Raw genomic sequence first — 19,464 nt, forward strand, 5'->3', positions numbered from 1 at the left:
CTTTTTGGCGATAATGCAAAATAAATGCCTAATATTTTGGATAAATTACATTTTCAATGTAACTTTGCACCTTGAAATGAAATACAATACTTATACATTAGACAATGGACTCCGCATCATCCACCTGCCATCAGATAGCCAGGTGGTGTATTGCGGTTATCAGATAAACGCCGGTACCCGCAACGAGGAACCGGGCGAGGAGGGCTTGGCTCACTTCTGCGAGCACGTCACCTTCAAGGGCACCGAACGCCGCAAGGCGTGGCACATACTCAACTGTCTGGAGAGTGTGGGCGGCGACCTGAATGCCTACACCAACAAGGAGGGCACGGTGTATTACTCCGCCATCCTGAAGGAGCACATCGCAAGGGCCGTGGACCTGCTTTCCGACATCGTCTTCCACTCGGTTTATCCGCAGGCGGAAATAGACAAGGAGGTGGAGGTAATCTGCGATGAGATAGAGAGCTACAACGATTCGCCTGCCGAACTGATTTACGATGAGTTCGAGAATATCCTCTTCAAGGGTTCGCCGCTGGGGCATAATATCCTGGGCACTGCCGAGCAGGTTCGGGCTTTCAAGACGGAGGATGCGCTGCACTTCACAAGGAAACTTTACCGGCCGGATAATGCGATATTCTTCGCATACGGGGATATTGATTTCAAGAAGCTGGTAAAGCTTATCAGGAAGGCTTTGGGAGAGTGCCCAAAAGGCCGAGAGCTTGCTTGCTCGGCGGATTGCAAATCCGCCGAAACGCCTACGGAAGAAAGGATTGCAGAAGAAACACCTACGGAAGAAAGGATTGCAGAAGAAACGCCTACTGGCGAAACACCTACGGAAGAAATGGAAGCAGGCGATGCAAATCATAAAGTTCAAAGCTCAAAGTTCAATGTTCAAAGTAAAGTTGCTGGCCAGACAATCGTGATGCAGAAAAATACCCATCAGGCTCATGTGATGATAGGAACCCGCGCTTACGATGTGAACGACGACCGCCGAATGCCGCTCTATCTGCTCAACAATATGCTGGGCGGACCGGGTATGAACGCCAAGCTGAACCTCGCCCTCAGAGAGCACAACGGCTTGGTTTACACCGTAGAAAGCACGATGGTGGCTTATGGCGATACGGGCACCTGGAGCATCTATTTCGGCTGCGATGAGCACGATGTGAAACGCTGCCTCCGCCTGGTTCGCAAGGAACTGGATAAGTTCATGCAGAAGCCATTGAGCGATGCGCAGCTCAAGGCTGCCAAGAAACAGATTAAGGGTCAGATAGGCGTAGCTTGCGACAACCGCGAGAACTTCGCCCTCGACTTCGGCAAGAGCTTCCTGCACTATGGCTGGGAGAAGAACGTTGACCGCCTCTACGAGCAGGTGGATGAGATTACCGCCGCTCAAATTCAAGCCGTGGCTCAGGAACTGTTTGACAAAGACAGGCTCACCACCCTGATTTTCAAGTAGTTTTTGAACCAAAAAAAAATAGCAGAGGCAATGCAAAAAGCAAAGGCTACGCCCCATGCGTCCTGAAAGGCAGAGGCTATGCCCCACACGCCCTGAAAGGGCAGAAGCTCCTAGCCCAGGGCAACACCCTGGGTATAAACAGCATTTCGCCCTGCGCCCTGAAAGGGCAAAAGCTTTAAAATACATTGTTAATAACTAACTTTTATACATTATGATGAAACAATTCATGTTATCAATCTGCCTCCTCTGCGCCTGCACTACCTTACAGGCACAAGGACGCAAGCACACTACATTTTATGACCAGAGAGCTACGCTCTTTGAAGTTCTCCCAACCAGCAAGAAGGACATCATCTTCCTGGGCAACAGCATCACCAACGGAGGTGAATGGACGGAACTGCTTGGCAACCCACACGCCAAGAACCGTGGAATCAGCGGCGATAGAACCGATGGCGTTCTCGACCGCCTCCACGTCATCACCAAGGGCAAGCCAGCCAAGATCTTCCTCTTGATCGGCATTAACGACCTCTCCGGAGGCCGCAGCATCGAGGAAATCGCCAAGAACATCGATGAGATTGCTGAACGGATCAAGAAGGAATCTCCTTCTACCCGACTCTATCTGCAGAGCGTTCTGCCGCTGAACCCAAAGTTCAACATGTTTGTTGACCATATGAGCCGCAAGAAAGATGTTCCTGCCCTCAATGCCCTGATCAAAGACATCGCCAACCGACGTGGCTTGACCTACATCGACCTCTTCTCTGAGTTCGTGGTTCCTGGAACCCAGGACATGAACCCGGATTACAGCAACGACGGCTTGCATCTGCTCGGAAAAGGCTACCAGAACTGGGTTAGAATCCTGAAGCCTTATCTTGGCAAATAAAGAGAAACAAAGAAAATCGGGCTGTTAACTGTTAACCTGTTAACTACCCGATTTCTTTTTTCTGACCTACTAAGTATAATAACTTGTTTCTTACCTACTGAGTATAATATCCTATATGAATTAAAAACTGCTGATTTTGATATCTAACTGAATTAATACTGCACTTTTGAAGGTGATAATCTTATACCTTATCTATTTATATCTATATCGTCTATTTATATCTATATCTGCCTGATATTGATGTTAAACAAAAAAAGGAGCATCATCTGCTCCCTCATTCCGGAAAGCCCCATTGGCTCCCCTTCTCCATCTCGGAAGCCCATATTGGCTTCCTACTTTGCTTCAATTACTGTTTCTGAACTTTTAAAGTTCCTTACTTCACTGGCAGCTTAAGCAAGCTTGTTGCTAGCTGCGCCTACTGTTGCAGCAAATGCTACTACTGCTGCGAAAACAATACCTAATACTAACATAACTATTCCCTTTCTTTACTTTAATTTCAACATTATCCTTTTCTTAACAATCTTTCAATGTTACCCTATTTTCAATCTTTACCTTATTTCTAATACCTCTCTTATCCTGAAATCAATCATTAACCTTTTCCGTATCCTGACTTTTCAATCTTTATCCCTTATTATCAATACCTTTCGTATCCTGAAATTACTAATCTTTTATCCTTCTTTCTTAATTCCGATGCAAAGATACAACTTTCTGTGTTCGAACACAAACTTTTTAGGAGAAAAGTTTCAAAAAGCACCGATTTCTTGATGAAGGTCAAGAACCTTTACAGAGATGTTACAAAAAGGAGGTATTTTTAAAGCTTTTGCCCTTTCAGGGCGACAGGCGTGCTGCCATGGTTCCCAAGGCGATGCCCTGGGCTAGGAGCTTCTGCCCTTTCAGGGCGTATGGGCATTGGCTTCTGCTTTTTTCAGGGCGTGCGGTTTGCGCTTTTACCCTTTCAGGGCGTGCTGACAAAAGCGGGAGCGTGGGACTTTCGCCACGCCCCCTTCACTAGCCTTACGCTGCCATTCCAGGTGTTCCATAATGGCCATACTTGGCGATGAACTTAGCCGTCTTGGAGAAGGTATCATCATCGTTCTTCACGATGAAGCCACGCTTCTTCCAGTTGCACAGGAGGATGGCAAGCTTCGTCTTGGTGCCATGAACCATACAGACATTCTGAATCTCAGCCTTGTCAAAGGTATCGTGAACGAAGAGAAGAAGATTGCTCACACCGGATGAATGGCACACGGCACGATTGTCGGCATCTATCGCCTCCTGCATCTGATTGCCGAAGAAGCGCATCTTGCACCACAGATCATACTTCACGCTCCACTCTATGAAATCCTCTATCGGCTTCTCCCACTTCTCGCCATTCGCCAGATAAAGCACCATCGCCCTGCGGAAACCATTCGCCAAACCACGCTTGGCAAACTCGGCGTAAGGCTTGTTGTAAGCCAGCTGAGCCATCTCCATAATCTCACTGCCCAGTCGCTCGATAAGCTGGCGCGCCTTCCTGCACTCCTTGAAACCGCTGGCAGCATTCAAACGATGGATGTAAGGAGCCAGCTCCGACTTGAACAGCGCATCATACTCTCCCACTACCGGATAAGGAGCGAAATCGGGACGGATGATGGTGGCAAGCGATAGGCGGCTCACGGCTCCATCAGCCACCTCTCTTACCGAGAAGAACTTCTGGGTAACGGCAATGGTGCTCGAAGCATTCCAGTTGAAACGGGTCTTCACGCGGGCTGTAACGCTCTTGGTGCCCACACGCTCCTGACCATCTTCAGAGTTGTCCCAGCAGAGACGGATCAGCTGGCTAGGGTCGTTGAACTTCCTGAGCATGTCCACCTCGTCCATCTTGCAGTAGAGATAGGCACCGCCAGCCTTCTGCACGTCGTCGAGACGCTGGATGTAGGCAGCACGGGTAAGGTCGGGCGAAACGATGCGGATGCAGATGTCTTCCGGGCGAACGGGCTTCTTCTTGTTGTCGCCCATGGTGTTCACCTCGTCCTTCCAATCCTGCTCCTTCTGACGGTTCACCTTATCCATCTGCACCAGGTCTTCGATGATGCAGTCGATAGGACCATTTACCGCCGATTTACCAGACGACATAGGGGCTACGAGCAGGTTCATCATCGCCGCCTCGTGCACCTGATTGTCGATGTAGCGGAAGTTGACGCCCTTGAGATGAGCGGCAAGCGGAGGAAAGACCGCCATCGCCACAGGCGCCTTGAAATCGGCTGGCACCTTGCTGGTGAGCAGCTTGATGAGCTTAGGCAATCGGGCAGGCATCTGAGGGGGAACATCAGCGTAGATTCCCGCCTTCTCGGTGGCCTGCTTGGCGAGATAGTTCTTGCGGGCAAGCTCCACCGCCTGCTTCACGAGCTGAGGCATTTCCGAGGACTGAGCCACCTTGCAGGCGCTCTCTACAGAGGCGAACGCCTTCGCCTCGTCTTCGCCGAAGATTTCGATTACCTGCTTAATCCAAGCCGCCTCGCTGTTGCAGATGTATCTGAGCAGACAGGCTTCCCGATAGATGAAGTTGTTGCGGTTGCCATGGGCAGGAGCGCCGCCCATCAAATCCACCAGCGACTTCACAATCTCCTCGTAAGGAACGCCGTCGTAAGTCTGCTCATACTGCACGGCATTGGCAGCCTTTCTCGCCTTCTCCTCCTCGCTCTCGATAGGTAGGAAATCTACGGTTGGAGCAGAGGAAGAAGATGATGATGCAGAAGAAGCCCCCTGTGAAGATTGACTCTGAGAAGACTGTCCCTGGAAAGATTGACCTTGAGCTGATGGATTCCGAGGAATAGAATTCAAGGATGATGGATTCTGCTGAGCTACCTGATGCTGGCCAGCATTCTGCTGAACTGATGGATTCTGCTGGGCAGTACGATGCTTTGCAGAATCTACATCCAATGGACGGCCGTCGATATCCAATCCTCTCTTTCTATAAGCCTCACGATATTCTGCCACGGCTTCCTCATCCAGTCGCTTGTACCAGTCGTCGGCAGTATAGATCTGGCTCACGGCATCGGTGATGAAGATGATGCGCTCAGGCGTAACGCAGCTTGGGTCTTCGGTGGCATGAATGAGCTTGCAGAAGGCACTCTGCGCCTCAGCGATGGTCATTCCGATAGGGATTCGGATGTCGATGTGCGCCTTGTTACGAGCCGAACGTTCCACGTGAAGCACTTTTCCCTTCCAAAGCTCGATTTCATCGGCAGAGAAAATCTTCTCTCTAAGAAGCTTCTCGGCAGGATCATCAAACATTCCGTTCAGCAGCAGGGCATTCTTTACCGCCGTCTCCACCTCCTCCGGGTTGTCGATGTCCACGGTGGTCTGGAAGGTAAAGGCATCCGGGTCGATGGTCTTCTGGGCACGATGGTCGTCGAGGAAGTGGAAGTAGTGAGGAGAGCGGAACGGCAACTGCTTCTTGAGTGCGGAAATCTGCTTGTCGAGCTGCTTGAAGGTCTCGCCCGCCTTCACCTCCTCCTGCTTCTTGATGATGGCGAAGGCAAGGTCATCCTCGTTCTGATACTGCGCAGCATCCACAGCCTCAGCCGCCTGCTGCTGCATCAGGTTCTGCTTGGCGGTGAGGTCACGAATCTGCCCTACGAGGGTGCAGAGCCAAGGCTGCTTGGTAAGCTCGGTGTAGTAATCGAGGAGACAAGTGGAAATCTTACCCATATTCGCATTGCGGTTAGGGTTCATGGCGATGAGACGACGGCTCATCTGCTTACACTCCTCAAAAGATAATAACTGTTTCATAAATTTTTCTTTTTTTATTTCAACATCCCTTCAAACCAGAAGAGAGTTGAGGGGTTAATAATATTGTTTTCCGGAAATACTGAGAGCTATAACCACCCTTCCGAAGATGATTATACTAACGAGAGGATACCGCCACGCCCAAGATGAAAGGGCAAGGAGGAAGAACAATTCAAAGTACACCGAGGGAACCTGCCAGGAAAACATGGCAGACATCTGAAACCATACCTTTAGCAACACGCAGCCTACTGCGTGGATCTTTTGTATCAACATGTCAAAGAACACCGCTCTTTCAGCCGAAAAAGCGGTGCAAAGATAATACAAAAAAAAGCAAGTCAAATATTATACCTCTGCCGACGGGGCGCGTATAAAAATATCGGGGGCAGAGGTATAAAAGTTATTAGATGAAGGTATAAAACGAGGTATAAACGAGAGACAAGCAGGCAAAGAGACAAGCAGGCAAAAAAAAGTTGGCAACTGATTACAAATCCGCTGCCAACGCCCATTATTCTTTTAGCCAAACATCTAACATTATCCCCTTCTTAAAGGCTTCATTTCTCAGGATTTCCATAAAAACATCAACAATCTCACAATAACGGTTGAATTTTGCATCTTGCGTATTGACAAGCTCTTCCTGCTCCAAATCTTTCCACTTCAATGCTTCATGGTCGGAAAAGGGAGCGACTCCTGCTTGCCTTAAATCATTCCTACCGCAGAGAGGAGCTTTCGGACCGGATATTTTTTTGCCTTCAAATAGCTTTTCCAAGAAAGTACAGAACGACTGAGGAGAATTGGATGGGAGTAATTCCCAATCGCCCATCAGGCGGAAAACTGGATACCAATAGACCTTTTTTGAAAGAAACACGCCATAACATCCCCTCTTCTGATAAACAGCAATCTTCAAGACTGCCTTTTCCACCAGTTCCTTGAGTTCATTATTATGCTCTCCGATCGCAGGCTTCTTCCCCACTGTCTTCATCGCTAGCAGCGCCTCCTCGTTGCCGTGCTTGCCCCACTGCTTCACATCGCTCACCCTGCCGTTCATAATCATCAGTACGATGCCCGAGAGCAGCTGGAGCATCATCTTGCGAGGCACACGCTTATAGAATACCTGGCGGAGGAAATCTACCGGGTCGGCCTTGAACGTGGGATAGAGCGAATATGGGAAGGCATAGAGCTGCTTTTCTATGGCGTCCAGCTGGTCTTTATAGTCGTAGGCGCCCGTCTGCTTCTTCTTGATGGCGATAGGCGCATCTACGAAGAAAGACTGGGCTGCACGCTCACGATAAGCGGAACTGGTAATGAATCCCATCTCCGTATACAGTTGCTCGCCCATACGATGGATTTCCTCATCGTCTATGAGGTCGAGGTTGTTAAGAATGCGGTTTCTCGTCTGCGTCATCTCGCGCGAATAATCGCTTCGCTGTATTTCCATGAAGCTGCTGAGCCGCTCCCTAGCCTCTTCCAGGTTGTCGCGCAGCTCTGCCTCCAGCGCCGACCGGGAATCGGCATCAAGAGGGTTCTTATCGGCTTCAGCGGAATCTGAATCATGAGAGGAATCTGAATCATGAGAGGAATCTGAATCATGAGAAGAATCTGAATCCCGTGAGAGTTGCTCCTGGATGCTGATGATGTCGTTGATGACGCCTTCCAGCATCATGGTACAATCACTGAAACGGGTCAGCTTGTCGATGGGCAGAATGGGTCCGGAATAGTGCCAGCCGTCATAGATTCCGTCATCATAGATTTCCCTGCGTGCCAGCTCTATCTCCTGCTCAGAGACGTCCACGCGCGCCTCCACTATCAGCTGGAGCCCCGACTTCTCATCTGCACCCTCCTTGCTGTTGCTTCCCTGGCATCGGGTGCGCAGGTTCCTGCCCTTCCGGGCAATGATGAGGGCTCTTACGTCCTCGCCCTCCAGGGCTGAGACATAGCCGATGAAAAGCTGCTTGTCGTAAGCCTTTACAGCCAGCATATCAAAGGGATTGGCGTCATCGGGCACGAGGCAGATGGTTCTGCCCTCTGCCTCCCTGGCGTATTCTACCTCACGACCTTTCACGTCGTTGTGGGTAAGACCTACTATATGGAATTTCAGTTTCTTCATTTTATGTTGTTATTATTGTTTTGATGTTGTATTTTGTTTGATGTTGTTATAGTCGGGTACAAAAGTACGGCTTTTCGATGAACCCACCAAGCATACTTGTTTAAATTTCCTAAAAGAGCATCTGGGAGCAGCAGGGAGTTAACAGGGTTAACAGTTAACAGCTGTTTTTCCTATCTTCCCCTTGCGTACCTTATTATATTTAAATATATATATACTTATTTTTATATATGTGTAGGAAGGGGAGTATGCATTTTTGGGGTGTTAACTGTTAACCTGTTAACTCTGCCCGATTGATGAGGGGGAGAATGGGGCAACGGGAGATGAGGGCTAAATGGGCTTATATGATGGCTTTAACGGGTCATAATAGATGACCAATGCCGGTCATCATTTATCGTTAGAATAAGGACAAGAGAAGGCAGAATACTACGATTTCACATCGGCCAACCCATGACTTCCCTAGCAGAAAACCATGAGTTGAGGGGCAGAAAACTATGGATTAGCTTTTTTAACGTTTTATTTACGCCTGCACGGACGATGATTTCAAAAGCTTGTTCAAACAGGAATTATTTCTTCTTTTCTGCCTCATTTTCCAATTATCTGCCTCATTTTTGTGTTTAAATGAGGCAGATAATTAGGGAAAGAGGCGATACTCTACCTTGGTTATTTATAGGTAGAATATCGCCTCGTTTCCTTCATTGAAGAGGAGGTCCAGGATGCTCATATTCGGCTGGAAACCGTGCTTCTGTTCATAGACCTGATAATAGCGCTTGGGAGCGAATTCAGCGTCAGGAAGCGGCTTCTTTGGGCGAATCGCATCGCGGAAATCAACTATACTTTGAACTTCTTTACTTTGAACTTTGAGATTTGAACTTTGAACTTTATGATCAGCAATGCTATCAAATTGGCTTTCCCCTTGGCCGCCGAACGTTGTTTCTTCGCTCTTCACTCTTCGTTCTTCACTTAAAATATACTCCTCCGTAATTGAAATCTTGGGACGGATGTCGAGGAGCTCTATCATCTTCTCGGTAGTCTCCATATTGAAATCGAAGAGGAACTCGTATTTCTTTTCGAAGAAGGGGCGGATGTCGTCCTGGTAATACTCGAAGAATGGACTCTCGCCATAGGCGGAGAGGAGCGCATTCCAGTGGACATGGCGCCAGTTGGCGTGGTCGGAGATGCGGATGTCCTTCATCGCCAGCGATGTGTTGTGGTTCGTTGGGATGGTGAGCGAGAGGGGGCCGTTGGTGGTCGGGATGATCATACGGTTGCGATAGGTTTGCTTGATAAAGCTCTCGTGGCGCTCTATCAGGCATTCATCGTAGCGGTTCAGCTTCTGATACCACTGGATGGGACCGAAATATGTGGAGGAAAGAAGGGCTTTCAATTTACTTTGAACTTTGAGATTTATGATTACTTTGAACTTTGAGATTTATGATTACTTTGAACTTTGAGATTTGAACTTTGAACTTTATGATTACTCTTTACTTTGTACTTTGAACTGTATGATATGCAGCCACTCTAGCAACTTATTGCTAATCATAAAGTTCAAAGTTCAAAGTTCAAAGTTCAAAGTTCAAAGTTCAAAACAGCTTATACGCCTTGCCTATCATCTGATGCTTGTGCACCAGCTGCTGCCCGGTAGGCGTCTTCAGGAGATAGAAGCGGCAATCCTTGCAGCCGCAGCGCCTGCAGCATACCATAGGGATGATGAAACTCGCCGTATCGACAAGAATCGTATCGCCCGGCAGCTTCTCTATCCTACCGATGAAATAAGCCTCAGCAACTATCTTGCGGCGCTGGTTGCGGCGCTGATACGTGACGGAATCCCGGAACACCACCACCTCGCCACGATTGAAAAAATCGCAGTCAATCCTATTCACTATCACCCGGTTGCCAGCCTGCAGTTGCGGAGGAAGACCTCCCGCAGGCACCGTGAAGACAGTGAAGGCATAGGTTCGCACCGCCCACACCAGGAGCAGCGACAATCCTAAAGCTATTAGGAACTTAACTGCGATTTTCAAATCTATCTTTGCTTTCTTGATTTCAAAAAACTTCTGTTACTTGATGTTATCTACGAAGTTGAACAGGCGGTTCCAGCGGATGCCAGAGAAGCCCGGATGGTCAGGACTGTGGCTCCACCAGATGAAGATTGGCTTGCCCACGATGTGGTCCTCTGGCACGAAGCCCCAATAGCGGCTGTCGGCTGAGTTGTGGCGGTTGTCGCCCATCATCCAGTAATAGTCGAGCTTGAAGGTGTAGCTCTTCGCCAACTTGCCGTTGATGAAAATGTTGCCCTGGCTATCTACCTTCAGGTCGTTGCCCTCGTAAACCTTGATGCAGCGCTCGTAGATAGGAAGGTTCTTCAAGTTGAGCTGGATGCTCTTGCCCTTCTTCGGAATCCATACCGGACCGTAGTTGTCTCTTGTCCAGCCGGTATAGGCATTCAGCGGATAGAGGTCGCCATAGATTGCATCAGCATTGATGGAGATGCTCTCCACGAGGTTCTTGTTCGCCTTCAGGGCGAGACAAGCCTTCTTGGTGAGTGGAATCACGCCGCTCTGATTGTACATCAGGAGGTCTTCGTTGGTGATTCCCAGCTCATCGGCAAGCTCTACAGGAAACTCGCCCTTGAGCTTCATCTTATAGGTATATTGCACATTATCAGGCTCCTTGTTCGCCTTGCCGTCGAGATAAACGATGCGGTTCTTGATCTGCAGGGTCTGACCCGGCAAACCAACGCAGCGCTTCACGTAGTTCTCGCGGCGGTCGGTAGGACGGCTGATGATGTCGCCATATTCGCCCGGCATGCTGGCGATGTAGTTGCGTCCGGCAGCATACACTTTTTCGAAGTATCGGCGCTGTTGCAATGGGTTCAGCACGCGCACATCCTGCTGCTGTCCGTTCTGCTCCAGAATCTGGTCGCCGATGGAATAAACCATCTGATAGTAATCATTCGCCTGATAGCGCTCCTCGTTGCAGAGGGTGTCGCCGGCAGGATAGTTGAACACCACGATGTCGTTGAGCTTCACGTTGCCCAATCCTTTTACTCGGCGGTAATCCCAGTGAGGCCACTCCACGTAGCTCTTCACGTTGACCAGCGGCAGGGTGTGCTGGGTCAGAGGCATGGTGAGCGGGGTTTCAGGAATGCGAGGTCCATAGCTTACCTTGCTCACGAAGAGATAGTCGCCCGTGAGGAGACTCTTTTCGAGAGATGATGATGGAATCACATAGTTCTGGAAGAAGAAGAGGTTGATGAAATATACTGCCACGAGGGCGAATACGAGGGCATCAACCCAGCTCATGATGAAGCGCACGGGGCCTTCTTCATCCTTCCACCACTGCCAGTGAATCTTCTTGGTGATGTAAACATCGAAGATGAACGGAACCACGATGAGTCCCAGCCAGCTCTCTACCCATATCAGGAAGAGGAGGTAGAGGGCGAGAACCACTGCGAACTTCGCCCACTGCACCTTCATATTGAGGTTTTGTTTCTGTTTATCAATCATGTCTTTTTTCTTAATTTCAGGAGAAATCTTGTTTCAAGAAATCATATTTCAAGAGATCATATTTCCGAGATTCCTGATTTAGAACTTAAATAAATCTGATGTTGTGAGCAAACCGGAATGGTTGGCTGTGAACTCAGCTGCGAGAACGGCTCCCAGGGCAAAGCCCTTGCGTGAGTGGGCACTGTGCTCGATGGTAATCATATCAGCATCTGAATCATACATCACGGCGTGGATTCCTGGAACCTCGCCATCGCGTACGCAGTTGATCACCAAATCCTCATCGGTGATGTTAGCATCGCCCTCATCGTGATGACCATCCTCTGTCCAATAGGTTACGCCACGCTTCCAGTCCTTCTTTCTATCGATGTTGTCGATGATTTCCTCGGCCAGGGTGATGGCTGTTCCTGATGGCGCATCGAGCTTATGCACGTGGTGGGTTTCCTGCATGCAGACAGAGTACTGTGGGAAACCGTTCATGATCTTAGCCAGATAGCGGTTTACGGCAGAGAAGATAGCCACACCGATGCTGAAGTTAGAGGCCCAGAAGAGGGTCTGCTTACCGTCGGCGCAGAGCTTCTCCACGTCTTCCTTATGGTCTTTCATCCAACCTGTTGAACCTGAAACCACCTTCACGTTGTGTGAGAAAGCCTTCAGATAGTTGCCGTAAGCGGCAGTAGGGTTTGTAAACTCGATGGCAACATCGGCAGAGCAGAACTCCGGACTGTCGATATCCTCAGGGTTATTCACGTCAATCTTACATACGATTTCGTGGCCACGCTGCAGGGCGATCTCCTCGATCATGTGTCCCATCTTTCCGTAGCCGATCAAAGCTATTTTCATCTTTATCTAAATTTTATTTGTTTTACTCTAACTGATATTTCCGTATGGCAGGGAGAAGGAGAAAGCTTGCCATTGCGTTTTTGCATCGTCATTCTTTGCCTCCTCAAACCAAACGTTTCGGCAAAAATACAATTTTTTCTTTGAAAAACCTTGAAAAATCCTTGTTATTATAATAATAAATAGAAAATTTTGGTTATTTTTGCAGTGATTTAGGGCTTTTAGCCTCATTTAGTAACTAAAAAAGAGAAAATGATGAGCAAATACATATTCGAGACAAAGATGGAAGTGAGGGATTACGAGTGCGATATTGAGGGCATTGTGAACAACGCCAACTATCTGCACTACATGGAGCATACCCGCCATCTCTTCCTGAAGGAATGCGGCCTCAGCTTTGCCGAAATGCACAACAAGGGCGTGGATGCCGTGGTGGCGAGAATGAACCTGCAGTACAAGATTCCGCTGCGATGCGATGACGAATTCCTTTCGCGTCTGTGGCTGGAGAAGCAGGGCGTGAGATACGTCTTCCATCAGGACATCCTCCGTGCCAGCGATGAGAAGCTCTGCCTCAAGGCAACCGTAGAACTCGTCTGCCTCATCAACGGCAAACTGGGCAACAGCGAGGACTACGACAAGGCGTTTGGGAAATACCTTGGAGAGAGTTAATAGTTGAGAGTTAACAGTTAACAGGTTAACAGTTAGAAACTGAAGTTTCGCATGTGGTTCAAGTACGGGCTGTAGGCCCAAAAGCTCCTAGCCCAGGGCAGCGCCCTGGGCTAGGAGCTTCTGCCCTTTCAGGGCGTGTGGAACTCACTTGCGAAACTTGAATTAGAAATCTAAAAGCCGAAACAATATGGAGCAACTACTTCACTACGTGTGGAAGCACAAACTCTTCCCACTCTCCCCTCTTTCCACCACCGACCATAGGCAGGTGGAAGTTATCGCCCCCGGACTCCACAACCGCAATGCAGGGCCCGACTTCTTCAACGCCAAGCTGAAAATCAACGGAACCCTATGGGTGGGCAACGTGGAGATTCACGACAAGGCGAGCGACTGGTATCTTCACGCCCACGACAAGGACGAAAGATACGACAACGTGATTCTGCACGTCTGCGGCAACATAGATACGGAAGCCCGAAACTCCAAGGGTGCCCCGCTGACGCAGATGCAGCTCGACATCCCCGAGAATGTTTTCAAGCACTATCAGGAGCTGCTCACCATCGACCAGTATCCCCCTTGCTATCAGATAATTCCATCGCTCACCAAGCTCACTGTCCACTCGTGGATGAGCGCCCTGCAAACAGAGCGTCTCTCGCAGAAAACAGAAGCGATAGAGGAGCGCGTGCACCGCTGCAACGGAGATTGGGAGAACGCCTATTTCGTAACCCTGGCCAGAAACTATGGCTTCGGAATCAATGGCGATGCCTTTGAGCAATGGGCGCTGAAACTGCCTCTGAGGGCGGTGGATCATCACAGAGATGACCTCTTCCAGATAGAGGCTATCTTCATGGGGCAGGCGGGATTGCTGGAGCTGAACACCATCCCCGAACGCTATCAGAAAGACGCCCTGAACGATGGGTATTTTGCGAGATTGAGAAATGAGTATCTTTATCTCTCGCACAAGTTCTCGCTGCAGCCGATGGATTACAAACTGTGGCGTTTTCTGAGACTTCGCCCGCAGAACTTCCCGCATATCCGCATTTCGCAGCTTGCCAATCTTTATTATAACCGCCGTGCGGGATTAAGCCAGCTGCTGGAGGCTTCTACGGTGAAGGAGGCGAAGAAGGTGCTCTCTACCAGCGTTACGGAGTATTGGGAAACCCATTACACCTTCGGCAGCACGAGCATCCGTAACGAGAAGCACCTCTCCCCTTTCTCGCTCAATCTGCTCATCATCAACACCGTGGTTCCCATCCTCTTTGCCTACGGCAGGCACCGGGGTGAGGAGAAATACTGCGACCGCGCCTTCGATTTCCTGGAGGAGCTGAAGGCGGAGAATAACCACATAGTAAGGATGTGGCAGCAGTGCGGATTGGAGGTGGAGAACGCCGGTGATAGCCAGGCGCTTATCCAGCTGAAGAAGGAATACTGCGACAAGAAGGAATGCCTGAGGTGCAGGATTGGGTATGAATACTTGAAGAGGTAACTAATTATTTTTTTAGATTATGGCTGACCAACAGGAAATATTAAATACAATACTCTTAACAAGGCTGAATTATTTCAGCCTTGCAGGAATGCTGGAACTATATAGAAAGGTGGGCTCCGCCACGCTCATCCTGGAGCATAAGAATAACCTCAGAGACATCCTCCCCGATGCCTCGGATAAACTCGTGAACGCTATCCAAAACTGCGACGAGGCCCGAAAACGCGCCGAAGAAGAACTGGAATACGACATAAGATATGGTATCGAACCGATAACGATGAACGACGAACGTTATCCGCAACGACTCAAGGATTGCGATGATGCGCCGCTCATGCTCTTCTATAAAGGCAACGCCAACCTGAACCAGCAGCGAATCATCAACATCGTGGGAACCCGCCACTGCACCCCTTACGGCGAAGACCTTATCCGTCGCTTCATCACCGACCTGAAGCAGCTCTCCCCTCGTGTCTTGATAGTGAGCGGCCTGGCTTATGGTGTGGATATCGTGGCTCATCGCCAATCCCTCGCCAGCGGCTATGAAACCGTGGGCGTTCTGGCTCATGGCCTTGACGACCTCTACCCACGTCAGCACCGGGAAACGGCGGCTAAGATGATAGAGCAAGGCGGTTTGCTCACCGAATTTCTTACCCGTACGAATGCGGATAAGATTAACTTCGTGCGCCGCAACCGAATTGTGGCAGGAATGTCGGATGCCTGCATCCTGATAGAGAGCGCTGCTCACGGCGGAGGTCTCATCACCTGCGATATTTCGCAATCCTACGGCAGGGATGTCTTTGCCTTCCCGGGCAGGATAGGCGATTACTACAGCGAGGGCTGCAACAACCTGATTCGCAACAACGGCGCCACGCTCATCACCAGTGCCGAGGATTTCGTGAAGGATATGCGCTGGCAGGATGACGCCACCCTGATGCGAGCCAAGCAGCAGGGCATCGAGCGCAGCCTTTTCCCGGAGTTATCAACAGAAGAGAAGCTCATCGTCAGCATCCTCTCGAAGACCAACGACCTGCAGATCAACATCATCAGCGTGAAATCGAACATCGACATCGGTCGCCTCACCTCTATCCTATTTACGCTGGAGATGAAGGGCATCATCCGCACATTGGCTGGCGGAATGTATCATCTTTTGAAGTAACTCTTTGGCAATATCAAAAAAAAGATGTAATTTTGCAGCCGCAAAAGAAAAGAGGATTGCCCCCTCTTGCCAAACAAAAAGAATAAGATGAAAATAGGTAATATAGAATTTGGGCCTCAGCCCCTCTTCCTCGCTCCGATGGAAGACGTAACGGATATTGGTTTTCGCATGCTCTGCAAGCGATTCGGAGCTGCCATGGTTTATACAGAGTTCGTATCGGCAGAAGCCTTGGTGAGAAGCATCAAGAGCACTGTCAGCAAGCTTACGATAAGCGATGAGGAGCGACCTGTAGGCATTCAGATTTACGGCAGAACCACCGAGGATATGGTGGAAGCTGCAAAAATCGTAGAACAGGCGAAGCCGGATGTGATTGACATTAACTTCGGCTGTCCGGTGAAGAAGGTTGCCGGAAAGGGTGCGGGAGCCGGAATGCTCCGAAATATCCCGCTGATGTTGGATATTACAAGAGAGGTGGTGAAGGCGGTAAACGTGCCCGTAACCGTGAAGACCCGACTGGGTTGGGATTGCGATAACCTCATCATCACCGACCTTGCCGAGCAGTTGCAGGATTGCGGAATCCAGGCGCTCACCATCCACGGCAGAACCCGAAGCCAGATGTATACGGGCGAAGCTGACTGGAGCCTCATCGGAGAGGTGAAGAACAATCCCCGCATCCATATTCCTATCATCGGCAACGGCGATATTACCACCCCGGAGGAAGCCAAACTTGCCTTTGATCGCTACGGCGTAGATGCAGTGATGATTGGTAGAGCTACCTTTGGAAGACCATGGATTTTCAAGGAAATTCGTGATTATCTAGACAATACGGGTGCAGCCCCATTAACCGTGGATGAGAAGATTGACCTCCTGGAGGAGCAGCTTCGCATCAACGTGGAGCGCATCGACGAGTACAGAGGCATTCTCCACACCCGTCGCCACCTGGCCGCCTCCCCTATCTTCAAGGGCATCCCTGATTTCCGCCAGACGAGAATCGCCATGCTGAGAGCCACGACCGTGGAGGAACTGAAAGAGATATTGAAAGAATGCCGGGAGAGAATCAAGGCGATAGAATAAGAAACAAAAAGGAGAATCCAACAGACACCTGTTGGTTTCTCCCTTTTACTTTTAAAAGATTGACTTTATATAATCCATCAAATTTTCATTCTTATAGCTTGGAGTTTGAAGTGATCTACCACCCTTAAAACCATGCTTAATCAATACACTTTCATTCAATTGGTCTCCAGAATATTCTGCAACCAACTTTAATCTAAAAGTAATATCCATAGGAGCTTGCTCAAGCCAATATTCAGAATCCTCACGCTTACAATTATCGGCAACAACTTGAGTTTTAAATCTAACGTTTCTAGTATTTGACATAAACAAATATACTATATCTCCTACTTTAAAATTAGCTGTATTTACCCAACTAATAAATCCACTCTTTATCAAGCTCTTTGCGTGATTACATTTTTTCTCATTTGCAAAAGCAATCCACTCTCTATTCCCCATTGTTTAAAAAATATTTGATAATATCATCTATTGTTGCCTTAAACAACCTACCATAATCAGAACTTCTTACTTCTTCAATATCGAAGCACCTTCGAGCAGGGCAAGTGCCTTGTTCTCGTTCTCCTCCATGATTTCTCGCTCTCCCGGACCTTTGTCATTGATGCCGCAGAGGTGCAGGATGCCGTGGATGATGACACGGTGAAGCTCATCATCGTAGGTCTTGCCAAACTGCTCGGCATTGGTGCGGACGGTATCGAGCGAAATCACGATGTCGCCGTTAATCACATCATCCTCATCGTAATCGAAGGTGATGACATCAGTATAGTAATCATGACCCAGATACTCGTTGTTCACTTCGAGAATCTTCTCGTCATCTACAAACATATAGCCTATCTCTCCCACCTTGCGGCCATGAGAGGCAGCCACCTTGCGAATCCAGGCACTGGTGTCACGCTTCTTGATCTTTGGCATTTTCACGCCATCTACATTGTATGTTATCATACGCTTCTTCCTCCTATTTTTATTTTATTTTTGGTAAAAATTCATCTACTTCTCTTCCGAAGAATCTCAATTCCCTCACCAGCGTTGAGCTGATGCTGCTGTATCTTGGGTCGGAAAACAGCAGGATGGTTTCTACACCGCCCAACTGCCTGTTGATGTCAGCCTGCTCTCGCTCGTACTCGAAATCCTTGGCAGAACGGACACCGCGAACCAGGAACCTGGCTCCCAGGCGATGCGCCAGGTCGATGGTGAGGTCATCGTAGGCAACCACCTCAAGGCGGTGGCCCTTGGATGCATCCTCCGCATCCACCAACTCCGAACATTCCTTCGGGAAAACAGCCTTAATATCCTCCACACGCTTCGAGATTTCCTCGCTGGCGTGCTTCAGCTTGCTCACCGCCACTGCAATCACGAGCTTGTCGAACATGGGCAAGGCACGCTCGGCGATGTTCTGATGTCCTATCGTAAATGGGTCGAATGTACCCGTAAAAATCCCAATCTTCATAAATGTTTATCCTTTTACGGCGCTAGCCCTAATTCAACATTCAACATTTAACATTCAACATTACTCAAACAAGTCTCCCTGCATAATATTGCTTGTATACGGATTCCTGCCCAGATGCTCATAGGCAAGCTTGGTGGCCATTCTGCCTCGTGGCGTACGCTTGATGAAGCCTTCCATGATGAGGAATGGCTCGTAAACCTCCTCTACGGTGCCGCCATCTTCGCCGATAGCCGTGGCAATGGTGCTTACGCCCACCGGACCTCCACGGAACTTGTCGATGATGGTGGTGAGAATCTTGTTGTCTATCTCGTCCAAGCCATACTGGTCGATGTTGAGCGCCTTGAGAGCCATCTGGGCAATATCGAAGGTGATGGTTCCGTTGCCCTTTACCTGGGCGAAATCCCTGACTCTTCTGAGCAGCGAGTTGGCGATACGAGGGGTTCCGCGAGAGCGGCGGGAGATTTCTACTGCCGCCTCATCTTCTATCGGCACCTGCAGGAGCATCGCACTTCGCTTGATAATCTTCTGAAGCGTCTCTGGGTCGTAGTATTCCAGATGCAGATTGATTCCGAAACGGGCACGGAGCGGAGCCGTGAGAAGTCCGCTGCGGGTGGTGGCTCCCACGAGGGTAAACGGATTCAAATCTATCTGGATGCTTCGTGCCGAAGGCCCTTTGTCTATCATGATGTCGATGCGGTAATCCTCCATCGCCGAATAGAGATACTCCTCTACCACAGGCGAAAGGCGGTGGATTTCATCTATGAAGAGCACATCGTTAGGCTCCAGGGAGGTGAGGATTCCTGCCAGATCGCCCGGCTTATCGAGTACAGGGCCTGATGTAATCTTGAAGCCCACACCCAGTTCGTTGGCGATGATGTTACTCAATGTGGTCTTACCCAGTCCCGGAGGACCGTGCAAGAGGGTATGGTCGAGCGGTTCGCCACGATACTTGGCAGCCTCTACAAAGACTTCGAGATTATCCACCACGCCATTCTGTCCGCTGAAGTCGGAGAACTTCAGTGGGCGCAGTGCCTTCTCGAATTCCTTTTCGGCAGGCGAAACCGTCTGTTGTCTTATATCAAAATCTTCGTTCATTCTATGACTA

Annotated in this window: 16 protein-coding genes; 6 read left to right on the forward strand and 10 right to left on the reverse strand. The window is 49.3% G+C overall.

The genetic code is table 11. The features are described 5' to 3' along the window. Window positions 1-76 precede the first annotated feature (76 nt). The gene (locus tag AAAT87_RS00725; RefSeq protein WP_349225342.1) at window positions 77-1,453 is read left to right on the forward strand and encodes a M16 family metallopeptidase; all 1,377 of its coding nucleotides are present in this window, start codon (window positions 77-79) and stop codon (window positions 1,451-1,453) included. Window positions 1,454-1,667: 214 nt separating this feature from the next. Beyond that, window positions 1,668-2,330, forward strand: a complete 663-nt coding sequence (locus AAAT87_RS00730; protein WP_349225409.1) for a GDSL-type esterase/lipase family protein — start codon at window positions 1,668-1,670, stop codon at window positions 2,328-2,330. Between the two features lie 1,014 nt (window positions 2,331-3,344). On the opposite strand, the gene AAAT87_RS00735 is transcribed toward AAAT87_RS00730, so the two are convergent. The 6 genes from AAAT87_RS00735 to dapB form a co-directional block, all read right to left on the reverse strand. Continuing rightward, window positions 3,345-6,104 (reverse strand): hypothetical protein, encoded by a 2,760-nt coding sequence (locus AAAT87_RS00735; protein ID WP_349225343.1) that lies wholly within the window; start codon window positions 6,102-6,104, stop codon window positions 3,345-3,347. 502 nt (window positions 6,105-6,606) lie between these two features. Beyond that, entirely contained in the window at window positions 6,607-8,205 is a 1,599-nt protein-coding gene (locus tag AAAT87_RS00740) for a hypothetical protein (protein WP_349225344.1), read from the reverse strand. 664 nt (window positions 8,206-8,869) lie between these two features. Beyond that, window positions 8,870-9,589, reverse strand: a complete 720-nt coding sequence (locus tag AAAT87_RS00745) for a WbqC family protein (RefSeq protein WP_349225345.1) — start codon at window positions 9,587-9,589, stop codon at window positions 8,870-8,872. A gap of 196 nt (window positions 9,590-9,785) precedes the next feature. After that, window positions 9,786-10,226, reverse strand: a complete 441-nt coding sequence (locus AAAT87_RS00750) for a S26 family signal peptidase (RefSeq protein ID WP_296972571.1) — start codon at window positions 10,224-10,226, stop codon at window positions 9,786-9,788. 36 nt (window positions 10,227-10,262) lie between these two features. Beyond that, window positions 10,263-11,711 (reverse strand): signal peptidase I, encoded by a 1,449-nt coding sequence (gene lepB / locus AAAT87_RS00755; RefSeq protein WP_349225346.1) that lies wholly within the window; start codon window positions 11,709-11,711, stop codon window positions 10,263-10,265. 78 nt (window positions 11,712-11,789) lie between these two features. Continuing rightward, a complete protein-coding gene (gene dapB, locus AAAT87_RS00760; protein ID WP_119248609.1) occupies window positions 11,790-12,551 on the reverse strand; it encodes a 4-hydroxy-tetrahydrodipicolinate reductase in 762 nt (253 codons plus the stop codon). A 252-nt stretch (window positions 12,552-12,803) separates the two neighbouring features. On the opposite strand from dapB, the gene AAAT87_RS00765 reads away from it, so the two are divergent. The 4 genes from AAAT87_RS00765 to dusB all read left to right on the forward strand — a co-directional run bounded on the left by AAAT87_RS00765 (window position 12,804) and on the right by dusB (window position 16,918). Continuing rightward, window positions 12,804-13,214 carry an acyl-CoA thioesterase gene (locus tag AAAT87_RS00765; protein ID WP_349225347.1) on the forward strand — a complete coding sequence of 137 codons (411 nt, stop codon included), beginning with the start codon at window positions 12,804-12,806 and terminating at the stop codon, window positions 13,212-13,214. 187 nt (window positions 13,215-13,401) lie between these two features. Further along, the gene (locus AAAT87_RS00770; RefSeq protein ID WP_349225348.1) at window positions 13,402-14,694 is read left to right on the forward strand and encodes a DUF2851 family protein; all 1,293 of its coding nucleotides are present in this window, start codon (window positions 13,402-13,404) and stop codon (window positions 14,692-14,694) included. 19 nt (window positions 14,695-14,713) lie between these two features. Further along, window positions 14,714-15,844, forward strand: a complete 1,131-nt coding sequence (gene dprA / locus AAAT87_RS00775) for a DNA-processing protein DprA (RefSeq protein ID WP_349225349.1) — start codon at window positions 14,714-14,716, stop codon at window positions 15,842-15,844. 87 nt (window positions 15,845-15,931) lie between these two features. After that, window positions 15,932-16,918: a tRNA dihydrouridine synthase DusB gene (dusB, locus tag AAAT87_RS00780; protein ID WP_349225350.1), complete on the forward strand. Its 987-nt coding sequence runs from the start codon at window positions 15,932-15,934 to the stop codon at window positions 16,916-16,918. A gap of 51 nt (window positions 16,919-16,969) precedes the next feature. Here dusB and AAAT87_RS00785 read toward each other — a convergent pair whose 3' ends face one another. The 4 genes from AAAT87_RS00785 to ruvB all read right to left on the reverse strand — a co-directional run bounded on the left by AAAT87_RS00785 (window position 16,970) and on the right by ruvB (window position 19,454). Further along, window positions 16,970-17,353, reverse strand: coding sequence for a hypothetical protein (locus AAAT87_RS00785; RefSeq protein ID WP_349225351.1), 384 nt, complete (start codon window positions 17,351-17,353; stop codon window positions 16,970-16,972). A gap of 66 nt (window positions 17,354-17,419) precedes the next feature. Further along, window positions 17,420-17,854, reverse strand: coding sequence for an rRNA maturation RNase YbeY (ybeY, locus tag AAAT87_RS00790; protein ID WP_006848933.1), 435 nt, complete (start codon window positions 17,852-17,854; stop codon window positions 17,420-17,422). 19 nt (window positions 17,855-17,873) lie between these two features. Beyond that, window positions 17,874-18,359, reverse strand: coding sequence for a pantetheine-phosphate adenylyltransferase (gene coaD / locus AAAT87_RS00795; RefSeq protein ID WP_349225352.1), 486 nt, complete (start codon window positions 18,357-18,359; stop codon window positions 17,874-17,876). A 60-nt stretch (window positions 18,360-18,419) separates the two neighbouring features. Further along, entirely contained in the window at window positions 18,420-19,454 is a 1,035-nt protein-coding gene (ruvB, locus tag AAAT87_RS00800; protein ID WP_349225353.1) for a Holliday junction branch migration DNA helicase RuvB, read from the reverse strand. Window positions 19,455-19,464 lie beyond the last annotated feature (10 nt).

It is taken from the genome of Segatella sinensis, assembly GCF_040095255.1.
Classification (GTDB): Bacteria; Bacteroidota; Bacteroidia; order Bacteroidales; family Bacteroidaceae; genus Prevotella; species Prevotella sinensis.